Genomic DNA, 12072 nt, shown 5'->3' with positions numbered 1-12072 from the left:
ATGCCAGCGGGCCCAGCGATGCCAGCGGGCCCAGCGATGCCAGCGGGCCCAGCGATGCCAGCGGGCCCAGCGATGCCAGCGGGCCCAGCGATGCCAGCGGGCCCAGCGATGCCACCGGGCCCACCGAGCCGAAGGGAGGGGAGTCGTGAGTACCGCCTCCGCCGGGCTGAGCGCGGCTGCCGCCGCGGCCTCGCACGGCTTCCTCTCCCCGACGGGCGTCGAGATCGCCTTCCTCCTCGTCGGCGTGGTCACCTTCGGCGCCGCCCTGGTCACCGTCACCACCCGGCAACTGGTGCACGCCGCGCTGTGGCTCGTGGTCACCCTCGGCGGGCTCGCCGTCGAGTACCTCCTGCTCACCGCCGAGTTCATCGCCTGGGTGCAGGTTCTCATCTACGTCGGTTCCGTCGTCGTCCTCCTCCTGTTCGGTCTGATGCTCACCAAGGCCCCCATCGGCCGCTCCCCGGACGCCGACTCCGGCAACCGCTGGGCCGCCCTCACCGTGGCCGTCGCCGCCGCGGCCGCCCTGGTGTGGGTGGTCGTCGACGCCTTCCGCACCACCTGGATCGACCTCGGGGGCGCCCCCTCCGGCTCCACCAAGGTCACCGGCGCGAGCCTCTTCCAGAACTGGGTCCTCCCCTTCGAGGCCCTCTCCGTGCTCCTCCTCGCCGCACTGGTCGGCGCGATCGTCCTGTCCCGCAAGGCGAAGGCTGACGCGGCGGCCACCACCGCGAACGCCCCGGCCGCCCCGGACGCCCGGAGCGAGAAGGAAGGCGCTCGCTGATGCACCTCGCCTATCCCGCCGTGCTCTCCGCCCTCCTGTTCTGCACGGGCCTGTACGGCGTCCTCGCCCGCCGCAACGCGATCCTCGTCCTGATGTCGGTCGAGCTGATGCTCAACGCGGTCAACCTCAACCTCGTCGCCTTCGACGTCTGGCTGAGCCGTGCCGCCCGCGAGACGCTGCACTCCGGACAGGCCCTGACCCTGTTCACCATCACCATCGCCGCCGCCGAGATCGGCATCGGCCTCGCGATCGTCCTCGCCGTGTACCGCAACCGCGGCACCTCGGACATCGACCGGCTCCGCGACACCGCCGAGGGCCACGAAGGCGACACCACTGCGGCTGAGAAGGCTGAGGCCACCGCGTGACCACGACCACCCTCGCCGTCCTCGTCCCCCTCCTCCCGTTCCTCGGCGCCGCAGCCGGCCTGCTGCTCGGCAGGTCAGCCCCCGGCTTCGTCCGCCCGCTCGCCGTCCTGCCGACGCTCGCCTCGCTCGTGCCGGCCGTGCTGGTCGCCGCCCGCCAGGGCGGAGGCCGGGCCCTCGATGCCGCCACCCTGCTCACGCCCACCGGCTCGGTCCCGATCGAACTCGCCCTGCACATCGACGGCTTCGCCGCCCTGGTCGCGGTCCTCGTCGGCACCGTCGCCACGTGCGTGCAGATCTACTCGACGGGCTATCTGCGCGACGACCCGCGCTACCCCTCGTACGCCGCTCTCGTCTCCCTGTTCACCTCCGCGATGCTCCTGGTCGTCTACTCCGGCGACCTGATCGTGCTGCTGGTCGGCTGGGAAGTCATGGGCATCTGCTCCTACTTCCTCGTCGGCCACTACTGGGAGACCCCGGAGGCCCGCGCCGCCTCCCTCAAGGCCTTCCTGGTCACCAAGCTCGGCGACGTGCCCTTCCTCATCGGACTGTTCGCACTCGGCACCGACGCAGGCTCCTTCCGCATCACCCACGTACTCGGCGCCGTCGCGAGCGGCGGACTGCACCACCCGACCGTGGTCGCCCTGCTGTTGCTGGCCGGTGTGGCGGGCAAGTCGGCGCAGTTCCCGCTGCACACCTGGCTCCCCGACGCCATGGCGGGCCCGACGCCCGTCTCCGCGCTGATCCACGCCGCGACGATGGTCGCCGCCGGTGTCTACTTCATCGCCCGTCTCCTCCCGGTCTTCGAGGCCTCCTCGGCCGCGATGGTCGTCCTCGCCGTGATGGCCGCCGTCACGATGGCCGGCTCGGCGCTCGCCGCGCTCGCCCAGGACGACATCAAGCGGGTCCTCGCCTACTCGACGATCGGTCAGCTCGGCTACATGACCGGCGCCCTCGCCGTCGGCGACCGCGGTGCCGCCGTCTTCCACCTCCTGTCCCACGGCGCCTTCAAGGCGCTGCTGTTCCTCGCCGCCGGTGTGATCATCCACGCGGCCGGTACCAACTCACTGGCCGCCATGTCCCGCATGAGGGGCCTGCGCGACCGCATCCCCGACGCCTTCTGGACGATGACCGTGGCGCTCCTCGCGCTCGCCGCCATCCCTCCGTTCTCCGGCTTCTTCTCCAAGGAGTCCGTCCTCGGCGCCGCCGAGCACGTCGCCACCGGTCACACCGACCACGCCCCCGGCGCGGCGGGCTGGATCATCCTCCTCACCGGCCTGGTCACGGCCCTGCTCACCGCCGCGTACACGACCCGGCTGTGGCTGCTCGCCTTCCGCGGCCACGGAGCCGAGGCTCCCGACCACGGCAGACAGCCGCTGGTCATGAACGCCGTGCTCTGGCTGCTCGCCCTCCCGTCGATCGCGTTCGGCCTCGCCTTCCGCGTCCTGCCGGACTGGTTCGACGGACGCTCCCTGACGCCGACGCTGACCACCTCCGTCCTCGGCACGGGCCTCGCCCTGGTCGGCGCACTCGTCACCTACGGCGCCTGGCGGCACACCACCGCACTCGCGGCCGGCGTCCCGCTGGGTGCGGTCGCGGCCCACCCCGAGGCGGACGCCGGCCTGGTCGAGGCCGAGGCGATCGCCAGCCACGTGCCCGCGTACGGCGACATCGCCTACGCGCCCGACCCGGCGGACCCGGGGCGCCTCCTGCTCGGCCCGCTGCACCGCCACGCGGCCGAGGGCTTCCACCTGGACGCCGTGTACGACCGGCTCTTCGTCCGCCCGGTCAGGGCCGGAGCGGGCCTCGTGCAGTTCCTGGACCGGGAGGTCGTCGAGACCTACGTACGCGGCGCGGGCGCCCTGCCCCGCCTGCTCGGGGCCGCCGTACGGCGCGCCCAGACCGGCAACGTGCAGACCTATGTGAGCGCGCTGCTCGCCGGCACCGTCGTCCTGGCGGTGGCCGCCCTCCTCGTCGCCACGGGAGCGTGAGCCGGCGTGATCGATATCAGCGAGTCCGTGATGCAGTTCCTTCTGGCATTCGTCGTCGTCGCGCCGCTCATCGGCGCGCTCGCCGCCCTCCTGCCCGCCCCGCCCGGGCTGAAGGGCAAGTCACCCGAGCAGGCCGTGCTGCGGCACGGCGTGACCGTCACCGGCGCCGTACTCATCGCCGCGGTCGTCCTCGCGCTCGGCTTCGACCACGACCACCCGTCGAAGATGCAGGCCAGCACCGACATCAGCTGGATCCCCGCACTCGACGTGCGGATCCACCTCGGAATCGACGGCATCTCCCTCCCCCTTCTGGTGCTGACCGCGCTGCTGACCTTCCTCTGCGCGCTGTACTCGTACTTCAAGATGCCTTCGGGCCCGTCCCCGAAGGCCTTCGTCGCCCTGCTGCTCGTCCTCGAGTCCGGCACCCTCGCGACCTTCGCCGTCCTCGATCTGCTGCTGTTCTTCCTCGCGTTCGAGATGGTCCTCATCCCGATGTACTTCCTCATCGCCCGCTGGGGCGGTGAGGGCCGGACCCGGGCCGCGTGGCGGTTCATCCTCTTCACGCTGCTCGGTTCCGTCGTCATGCTGCTCGGCCTGCTCCTGATCGGACTCAAGGCGGGCACGTTCGACATGGTGGCACTCGCCACTGACAACGGCCGGTCACTCACCACATCCGTGCAGGTCATCGCCGTTTTGGCGGTCGGGATCGGGCTCGCGGTCAAGGCGCCGATGTGGCCGCTGCACAGCTGGCTGCCCGACGCCCACACCGCCGCACCGACCGTCGGCTCGGTCCTGCTGGCCGGCGTCCTGCTGAAGATGGGTACGTACGGTTTCGTGCGGATTCTTCTCCCGGTCGCGCCGCACGGCTTCCACACCTTCGCGCCGTACCTCGCCGCCTTCGCCGTCGTCGGGATCATCTACGGATCCCTCGCCTGCCTCGCCCTTGCCAAACGGGGCGCGAAGGGCGATCTCAAGCGGCTCATCGCCTACTCCTCCGTCGGCCACATGGGCTTCGTGCTGCTCGGCATCGCCACGACCACCCGGACCGGCGTCAACGGCGCGCTGTTCGCCAACATCGCCCACGGCCTCATCACCGGCCTGCTGTTCTTCCTGGTCGGCGGGCTGAAGGACCGCACCGGCACCACCGACCTCGACGCCCTTGCCGAGAAGACCGGTGCCGCCCTCTACGGCAAGGCCCCCCGCCTCGGCGGTCTGCTGGCCTTCGGCGCCGTCGCCTCGCTGGGCCTGCCGGGCCTGGCCGGGTTCTGGGGCGAGATGCTCGCGATGTTCGGCGCGTTCAGGCCCGCCGCCGACCTCAGCCGCCCCGCCTTCCTCACCTTCATGGCCATCGCCGCGTTCGGCACGCTGCTCACCGCCGCGTACATGCTCATCGTGGTGCGACGTGTGTGCATGGGCGCCGCACCGCAGGAGACGCCGAAACTCGCCGACGTCCACCGTTACGAGTTCGCGGCCTGGACGCCGCTCGTCGTCCTCACCGTCGTCGCCGGCCTGTGGCCGAGGGCACTCCTCGGCCTGACCGACCCGGCCGTGCAGCAGCTCCTCGCAGGAGGCACCCGATGAGCTCCCTCGTCCAGTCCGTCGACTGGCTGGCGATCGCACCGCCCACCATCGCGGCGGCCGTCGGACTCCTCGTCCTCGTCGCCGACCTGTTCCTCGACGAGCGGCGCAAGCCCGTCCTCGGCTGGGCGTCCATCGCAGGGCTGGCCGTCGCCGCCCTCATGCTGCTGCCCCTCCTGGGCGGCGACCGCGCCACCTTCTGCCTGACGGGCAGCCCCCAGGTGTGCAGTTACACGGCGGACCGCTTCGCCCTCGTCATCCAGTTCCTCGTCCTCGGCGGCGCCCTCCTCGCCGCCCTGCTGTCGGTCACCGCCCTGAAGGACGCCAGGAAGGACGTCCCCGAAGGGGAGTTCTGGTTCCTGCTGCTGTCCTCCGCCGCCGGCGCCGCCCTGCTGCCCGCGTCCCGGGATCTGGCCACCCTCATCGTCGCCCTGGAGGTCGCCTCCCTGCCCGCGTTCGCCCTCGTCGGCATCCGGCACGGCGACAAGAAATCCTCCGAAGCCGCCCTGAAGTTCTTCCTGTCGTCCGTCACCGCCACCGCGGTCAGCCTCATGGGCGTCAGCTTCGTGTACGCCTCCACCGGCACCCTCTACCTCACCCAGGTCGCCGACCGGATCCAGCACGTGGACGGACAACTCCACACGCTCGCCCAGACAGGTGTCGTCCTCACCCTCGTCGGCTTCGCCTTCAAGACGGCCGCCGTCCCGTTCCACTTCTGGGTGCCCGACACCTACGTGGGCGCGCCCCTCCCGGTCGCCGCCTACCTCTCCGTCGTCGGCAAGGCGGTCGGCTTCTCCGGCCTGATCCTCGTCACCGTCGTCGCCCTCCCGTCGTACTCCGACGCCTGGGGCCCGGCACTCGCCGCACTGGCCGCCCTCACCATGACGGTCGGCAACGTCGGGGCCCTGCGGCAGCAGGCCACGCGCGCGTACAGCGCGGTACGGCTGCTCGCCTGGTCGTCCGTCGGGCAGGCCGGCTACCTCCTGGTGCCGATCGCCGCGGCCGCCTACTCCAAGGACGCCCAGAAGGCGGTCGGCTCCACCGTGGCGTACGCCCTGATGTACGCGGCGGTGAACCTCGGCGCCTTCGCCGTGGCCGCCCTCGTGGGCCGTACCAGGACCCTGAACCGCATCACCGACTACCGCGGCCTGTACGCGGCGAACCCCCTCGCCGCGCTGCTCCTGGCGTTCTTCCTGCTGTGCCTGGCAGGGCTGCCGCCCGGCATCATCGGCCTCTTCGCCAAGGTCACCGTCTTCTCCGCGGCCGTCGACGCCGGGCTCGGCTGGCTCGCCGTGGTGATGGCGGTCAACGTGGTGATCGCGCTGTTCTACTACCTCCAGTGGACGGCCCTGCTCTTCCGCGCTCCCGAGGGGGAGCCGGAGAAGCACCGCGTCCCGGCCCCGCTCACGGCCGCCCTCACCCTGACGGCCGTCCTGGGCGTCGCCCTGTCGGGAGCTCCCCAGCTGGTGCTCCGCTTCTCGGCCACCACTCTCTTCTGACCCACGCCCCCACGCGCGCGGGCACACGGCGTCCGGCACACGCGCGTGCCGGACGCCGCCGCCTCACCCGGACGGCCCACGGACCGTCGTGCCCGCACAAGGGAACTTGCGCCGCCCGCCTGGCGTTGACCAGTGCGGGAAGGTCCACTGAGAAGTGGAGTCGACAAGCAGTTCGCAGACAAAGGGTTCCCCTGCCGCACCACTTGGAGGGCGTACCGTGCACCGCCGGCACAACGGGCTCAGGACCGCAGTACTCCTCGGGGGACTGTCCGCACTCATCATCGTCATCGGCAGCTTCTTCGGGCGTACGGGCCTGATCGTCGCACTCCTCGTCGCCATCGGCACGAACGCGTACGCGTACTGGAACAGCGACAAACTGGCTCTACGCGCGATGCGAGCGCGCCCGGTGAGCGAGTTCGAGGCCCCCGCCCTGTACCGCATGGTCCGCGAGCTGTCCAACCAGGCCCGCCAGCCCATGCCCCGCCTCTACATCTCGCCGACGGAAGCGCCGAACGCCTTCGCGACCGGCCGCAACCCGCGCAACGCGGCCGTGTGCTGCACCGAGGGCATCCTCCGGCTGCTCGACGAGCGCGAGCTGCGCGGCGTCATCGGACACGAACTCAGCCACGTCTACAACCGCGACATCCTCATCTCGTCGGTCGCCGGCGCCCTCGCCTCGGTGATCATGTTCCTGGTGAACTTCGCCTGGCTGATCCCGGTCGGCCGCTCGGACGACGACGACGGCCCGGGCCTGCTCGGCTTCCTGCTGATCATGCTCCTGGGCCCGCTCGCCGCGTCCCTGATCCAACTCGCCATCAGCCGCTCCCGGGAGTACGAGGCGGACGCGTCCGGTGCCCAGCTCACCGGCGACCCCCTCGCCCTCGCGAGCGCCCTGCGCAAGCTCGAGATGGGCACCCAGCAGCTTCCCCTCCCCTCCGAGCCGCGGATCGAGACAGCGAGTCACATGATGATCGCCAACCCGTTCCGTCCCGGCCAGGGGCTGTCCAAGATGTTCTCCACCCACCCGCCGATGGCGGAGCGCATCGCCCGGCTCGAGCAGATGGCAGGTCGCTACCGGTGAAAACCATCCTGAACGTCGTCTGGCTCGTGCTGAGCGGCTTCTGGCTGTTCCTCGGCTATCTCTTCGCGGGCGTGCTGCTGTGCGTGACGATCATCGGCATCCCGTTCGGCATCGCCGCTGTCCGCATCGGTGTCTACGCCCTGTGGCCCTTCGGCTATACGACGGTCGAACGTCGCGACGCGGGCGCGCCGTCCTGCATCGGCAACGTCCTGTGGCTGGTCCTGGCCGGCTGGTGGCTGGCCCTCGCCCACATCGTCACGGGCATCGCCCTGTGCGTGACGATCGTCGGCATCCCGTTCGGCATCGCGAACTTCAAGCTGATCCCGGTCTCGCTGCTGCCGCTGGGCCGCGAAATCGTGCGCACGGACCAGCCTTTCGCGACGCGCTGACGGACCGGCGGGCAGCACGGGCGGGCTCCGGGACCGTCCGTCTCCGCCGCGGCCGCGGCGGCTACCGCCCGGCCATCCACCGCCGTACGCCGTACGCCACCACGCCCGCGCCCAGCACAGCCGCCCCCACGCCCACCGACACCCCGGGCAGCGCGAACGCCAGCGTCACGCAGCCGAGGAGTCCCACCGCCGGTACGACGCGCGAAGCCGGCGCCGAACTCACGGTCCACGCCGACGCGTTGGCGATCGCGTAGTAGGCCAGCACACCGAAGGAGGAGAACCCGATCGCGCCCCGCACGTCCACCGTCGCGGCGAGCGCGGCCACCACGGCACCCACGGCCAGCTCGGCCCGGTGCGGCACCTGGAACCGCGGGTGCACGGCCGCCAGGACTCCTGGCAGATGCCGGTCGCGGGCCATGGCCAGCGTCGTCCGGGAGACGCCCAGGACGAGCGCCAGCAGCGATCCCAGCGCGGCCACCGCGGCACCCACCCGCACCACCGGCACGAGACCGGGCACGCCCGCCGCCCGCACCGCGTCGGCCAGCGGCGCCGCGGCACGCCCCAGCCCGTCGGCACCCAGCACCGACAGCACACCGACAGCCACCGCCGCGTACACCACCAGCGTGATGCCCAGCGCCAGCGGGATCGCGCGCGGAATGGTGCGTGCCGGGTCCCGCACCTCCTCGCCGAGGGTGGCGATCCGCGCGTACCCCGCGAACGCGAAGAAGAGCAGCCCGGCCGCCTGCAGCACCCCGCCGGCCCCGCCGAAGCCGCCCGCGTCCAGCCGTGAGGCGTCGGCCGCACCGGATCCGAGACAGACGACGACGACGGAAGCGAGGACAGCCAGGACCACCGCCACGATCAGCCGTGTCAGCAGGGCCGACTTCTGCATGCCGCCGTAGTTCACGGCGGTCAGTGCCACCACGGCCGCGACCGCCACCGCGTGCGCCTGCCCCGGCCAGACGTACGCACCAACGGTCAGGGCCATCGCCGCGCAGGAGGCCGTCTTGCCGACGACGAACGACCAGCCCGCGAGATAGCCCCAGAACACCCCGAGCCGCTCGCGTCCGTACACATACGTGCCGCCCGAGGCGGGATACAGGGCGGCCAGGCGCGCGGAGGAGGACGCGTTGCAGTAGGCGACCACCGAGGCCACCGCCAGGCCGACCAGCAGCCCCGAACCGGCGGCCCGCGCGGCCGGGGCCAGGGCCGCGAAGATCCCCGCCCCGACCATCGATCCGAGCCCGATGACGACGGCGTCTCCGACCCCGAGGGTCCGTCGGAGCCCCACGCCACCGGACGCCTCTGCTCTGGACTGTGTCATGGCCCGAACCCTACTGAGCCCTGCAACCGGCGGCCGCCGTGGAGGCGTCCTCCCCGACGACGACGCGCCACGAACTCGTGAACGAACTCGTGAACGAGCGCGTGACCGGCAGAATCACACACCGTCGACGCATGACACAGCCTGGCCGGAGCAGGAACACAGCACAGGCACAGCGCGGAGAGGCAGGTTCACGGCATGGGCATTGTCAGCTGGATCATTCTGGGGCTGTTGGCAGGTGCCATCGCCAAGTTCCTGCTGCCGGGCAAGGACCCCGGCGGCTTCATCGGTACGACCCTCATCGGCATCGCGGGTGCCTTCATCGGCGGCTGGATCTCCGCTCGTTGGCTGCACCACCCGATCACCAAGCAGTTCTACGACGGCGCCACCTGGGCGGCCGCGATCGGCGGCTCGCTCGTGCTGCTGATCATCTACCGCATCCTGTTCGGTGATTCCCGGCGCTGAGCGCGCCACCGAAGCCGCAGCCAGCAGCACAGAAGGGTGGGCACCCCGCGCTCGGGGTGCCCACCCTGCGTTACGGAAGGAGCCCTACCGGTAGTTCACGAACTGCAGGGCGAAGTCGAAGTCCTTGCCCTTGAGCAGGGCGATCACGGCCTGGAGGTCGTCCCGGCTCTTGGAGCTGACGCGCAGTTCGTCGCCCTGCACCTGGGCCTTGACGCCCTTGGGACCCTCATCACGGATGATCTTCGCCACCTTCTTCGCGTTCTCCTGGGAGATGCCCTCCTGGATCGACGCGAAGATCTTGTACTCCTTGCCGGAGAGCTGCGGCTCACCGGCGTCCAGCGTCTTCAGCGAGATGCCACGCTTGACCAGCTTGGTCTCGAAGACGTCGAGGATGGCTTTCACCCGGTCCTCGGAGTTGGCCTGCATCAGGATCTTGTCGCCGGACCAGGCGATCGAGGCTCCGACGTTCTTGAAGTCGTAGCGCTGGGAGATCTCCTTGGCGGCCTGGTTGAGGGCGTTGTCGACCTCCTGCCGCTCGACCTTCGAGACGATGTCGAAACTGGAGTCGGCCATGTCCTGTGGCTCCTTGTATCGGGATGGAACGGGCTGCGTGTCGGCGTGCGGGAGCGCGGCCGCCCGGCCCGGCGTCGATCCGGGCCGCATCCGCATAAGCCTAGCCACCCCCTCCCCTCGGGGCGCCGATCTATCGGGTGGCGAAGCACCCCTCTGCATCAGGTATCGTTTACGTCGTTGCCAGGGAGCACCGCCGAAAAGCGGCCTCCAGGACAACAATCCCCGGCGGTGTGCCCGAGCGGCCAAAGGGAGCAGACTGTAAATCTGTCGGCTATGCCTACCCAGGTTCGAATCCTGGCGCCGCCACACGGAAACAATGGGCCCGTGACCTGCGAAGAGAGCAGGTCACGGGCCCATTGTCATGTGCCCACGCGATCCGCGCACGGTCTCACGCCGTCTCGCGTCTCACGCTGTCCCTCGGATCGTGTGGACGGGCGGTGGACGGCGTCCACGGGGGCTCAGCCGTGCTGCCCCGGACGCGCGGTGATCTTGGCGTTCGCGGCCTCCTCTCCGTCGCTGAGGAGTTCCCGCAGGTGAGGCATGTCCCGCGCTCCCGGGTCCGCTCGTTGTCCCCAGAAAAACAAGAGCAACTCGTACAACCACCATCCCTCTTCTCAGGTCCGATCGAGCGGCACGCACGGTTGTGCGTACAGCTCGGCTCATCAGGAAGGACTTCCGTGGCTTCCAAACGGACCACTCGACGCCGTCTCGGCGCCTCCGTCGCCACCGTTCTCGCCGTGACGGCGGGGTCCCGGGCAAGGCGGCCGACGATACGCCGAGCCCGCTGTACGCCCGGAGCATCACCGACCCCACCGCCGCGCCGTACAAACCCCTGGAGCACTTCTCCAGCGTGGCCCACGCGCCGGACGGCGGCCTGCTCGTGCGCGGCGCCACGACCGACGCCGACGGGCTGTTCCGGATCTGGGAGGGGAGCGACGGCCTCCCGAGCGCCACGCTCGTGGCGGACACGGGCCGACTCGCGCCCGTCAAGGTGACCGAGTCGAAGGTCCCCACCGCGGTGAGCCTGGAGAAGCCGGGCACCACGGTCCCCATGGAGTGGACCCTGTCCCGCGCGAACGCCACCGTGGACCTCACGCTCACGCACACGGCCACCGGCAAGAAGCTCACCGAGCGCCTGTCCCAGCCGGTCTCCGACAGCCGCTTCGCCTTCGTCTGGGACGGCGTCCTGGAGGGCATCAGCGCCCCTGACGGCGCCTACACCTGGCAGATCACCGCCACCTCGACCGACGGCGTCGGCGGCCCGGCGACGGCCCAGGGGAGCTTCCAGGTCTCGCGCCAGGCCAACCCGCACGACTACAACAACAACGGCTCGACGGACGTCCTCGCGCGGGACGCCTCGGGTGTGCTGTGGCGGGACGACCTCTTGGACTGGCCGTCGGGCAGCCAGGTGACCACGGCCACGCGGACGAGGATCGGTAGTGGTTGGCAGGTCTACAACCAGATCGAGGCCGCCGGGAACCTCGCCGGCACCTCGACGGGTGACCTTGTCGCCCGCGACACCTCGGGTGTCCTCTGGATGTACCTGGGCAGGGGCGACGGCACCTTCGCGACCCGCGTCAAGGTCGGCACCGGTTGGCAGATCTACAAGAACATCACCGGTGGCAGCGACCTCAACGGAGACCGCCGATCCGACCTCCTCGCCACCGACGTCTCCGGCGTCCTGTGGTTCTACAAGGGCACCGGCAACTCGTCCGCCCCCTTCGCCACCCGCGTCCGGCTCGGCAGCGGCTGGCAGGTCTGCAACCAGATCACCGCCGTCGGCAACATCGCGGGCACTGCGGCCGGCGACTTCGTCGCCCGCGACACCTCCGGCGTCCTGTGGCTCTAGGAGTCGCCCAGGAGCTGTCCGGGCGATCAGGCGTCCCGTTGGATGAGCAAGGCTGCGGCGGGTTGCGGTGCCGAGGAAGACGTAGCCGGGCTCGTCACAGTGAGTGGCCACGGCCCGGGACTGCTTCGGCCTGTTGACCGCTCGTTCGACGGTGTTGCGCTTCTTGCACCTGTCGGACTGCAG

Annotated in this window: 11 protein-coding genes and 1 tRNA gene; 10 read left to right on the top strand and 2 right to left on the bottom strand. The window is 70.7% G+C overall.

Translation table 11 applies throughout. The features are described from left to right. The first annotated feature begins 145 nt into the window (after positions 1 to 145). The 7 genes from ACFYZJ_RS25645 to ACFYZJ_RS25615 all read left to right on the top strand — a co-directional run bounded on the left by ACFYZJ_RS25645 (position 146) and on the right by ACFYZJ_RS25615 (position 7681). Positions 146 to 781 carry an NADH-quinone oxidoreductase subunit J gene (locus tag ACFYZJ_RS25645; RefSeq protein WP_388571623.1) on the top strand — a complete coding sequence of 212 codons (636 nt, stop codon included), beginning with the start codon at positions 146 to 148 and terminating at the stop codon, positions 779 to 781. Then, a complete protein-coding gene (gene nuoK, locus ACFYZJ_RS25640) occupies positions 781 to 1146 on the top strand; it encodes an NADH-quinone oxidoreductase subunit NuoK (RefSeq protein ID WP_388571622.1) in 366 nt (121 codons plus the stop codon). Before ACFYZJ_RS25645 ends, nuoK begins: the two co-directional genes overlap by 1 nt. After that, a complete protein-coding gene (locus ACFYZJ_RS25635; RefSeq protein WP_388571620.1) occupies positions 1143 to 3134 on the top strand; it encodes an NADH-quinone oxidoreductase subunit L in 1992 nt (663 codons plus the stop codon). The genes nuoK and ACFYZJ_RS25635 overlap by 4 nt, the downstream gene beginning before the upstream one ends. Positions 3135 to 3140: 6 nt before the next feature. Then, positions 3141 to 4715, top strand: coding sequence for a NuoM family protein (locus ACFYZJ_RS25630; RefSeq protein WP_388571618.1), 1575 nt, complete (start codon positions 3141 to 3143; stop codon positions 4713 to 4715). Beyond that, positions 4712 to 6211, top strand: a complete 1500-nt coding sequence (locus ACFYZJ_RS25625; RefSeq protein ID WP_388571616.1) for an NADH-quinone oxidoreductase subunit N — start codon at positions 4712 to 4714, stop codon at positions 6209 to 6211. The genes ACFYZJ_RS25630 and ACFYZJ_RS25625 overlap by 4 nt, the downstream gene beginning before the upstream one ends. 217 nt (positions 6212 to 6428) lie before the next feature. Further along, the gene (gene htpX / locus ACFYZJ_RS25620) at positions 6429 to 7292 is read left to right on the top strand and encodes a zinc metalloprotease HtpX (RefSeq protein WP_388571614.1); all 864 of its coding nucleotides are present in this window, start codon (positions 6429 to 6431) and stop codon (positions 7290 to 7292) included. Next, a complete protein-coding gene (locus tag ACFYZJ_RS25615) occupies positions 7289 to 7681 on the top strand; it encodes a YccF domain-containing protein (RefSeq protein WP_388571613.1) in 393 nt (130 codons plus the stop codon). The genes htpX and ACFYZJ_RS25615 overlap by 4 nt, the downstream gene beginning before the upstream one ends. Positions 7682 to 7742: 61 nt before the next feature. On the opposite strand, the gene ACFYZJ_RS25610 is transcribed toward ACFYZJ_RS25615, so the two are convergent. Further along, positions 7743 to 9005 carry an APC family permease gene (locus ACFYZJ_RS25610; protein ID WP_388571611.1) on the bottom strand — a complete coding sequence of 421 codons (1263 nt, stop codon included), beginning with the start codon at positions 9003 to 9005 and terminating at the stop codon, positions 7743 to 7745. 195 nt (positions 9006 to 9200) lie between these two features. Between ACFYZJ_RS25610 and ACFYZJ_RS25605 the strand changes: the two genes are divergently transcribed. Next, positions 9201 to 9467, top strand: coding sequence for a GlsB/YeaQ/YmgE family stress response membrane protein (locus ACFYZJ_RS25605; RefSeq protein WP_388571609.1), 267 nt, complete (start codon positions 9201 to 9203; stop codon positions 9465 to 9467). A gap of 84 nt (positions 9468 to 9551) precedes the next feature. On the opposite strand, the gene ACFYZJ_RS25600 is transcribed toward ACFYZJ_RS25605, so the two are convergent. After that, on the bottom strand, positions 9552 to 10040 hold the full coding sequence (locus ACFYZJ_RS25600; protein ID WP_388571608.1) for a YajQ family cyclic di-GMP-binding protein: 489 nt from the start codon (positions 10038 to 10040) through the stop codon (positions 9552 to 9554). A 224-nt stretch (positions 10041 to 10264) separates the two neighbouring features. Between ACFYZJ_RS25600 and ACFYZJ_RS25595 the strand changes: the two genes are divergently transcribed. Beyond that, positions 10265 to 10346: transfer RNA gene (locus ACFYZJ_RS25595), tRNA-Tyr, on the top strand. Positions 10347 to 10890: 544 nt separating this feature from the next. Beyond that, positions 10891 to 11889: a hypothetical protein gene (locus ACFYZJ_RS25590; RefSeq protein ID WP_388571606.1), complete on the top strand. Its 999-nt coding sequence runs from the start codon at positions 10891 to 10893 to the stop codon at positions 11887 to 11889. Positions 11890 to 12072: the final 183 nt, after the last annotated feature.

This window comes from Streptomyces sp. NPDC001848 (genome assembly GCF_042891915.1).
Lineage (GTDB): Bacteria > Actinomycetota > Actinomycetes > Streptomycetales > Streptomycetaceae > Streptomyces.
The sequence above is the reverse complement of the archived record's forward strand: the minus strand, read 5'-3'. Positions and strand labels throughout refer to the sequence as shown.

What these genes read in the sequence shown, in the direction of transcription:
- ACFYZJ_RS25610 (WP_388571611.1), bottom strand. Translation starts at nt 9,005, where the DNA reads ATGACACAGTCCAGAGCAGAGGCGTCCGGTGGCGTGGGGCTCCGACGG.
- ACFYZJ_RS25625 (WP_388571616.1), top strand. Translation starts at nt 4,712, where the DNA reads ATGAGCTCCCTCGTCCAGTCCGTCGACTGGCTGGCGATCGCACCGCCC.
- ACFYZJ_RS25600 (WP_388571608.1), bottom strand. Translation starts at nt 10,040, where the DNA reads ATGGCCGACTCCAGTTTCGACATCGTCTCGAAGGTCGAGCGGCAGGAG.
- nuoK (WP_388571622.1), top strand. Translation starts at nt 781, where the DNA reads ATGCACCTCGCCTATCCCGCCGTGCTCTCCGCCCTCCTGTTCTGCACG.
- ACFYZJ_RS25605 (WP_388571609.1), top strand. Translation starts at nt 9,201, where the DNA reads ATGGGCATTGTCAGCTGGATCATTCTGGGGCTGTTGGCAGGTGCCATC.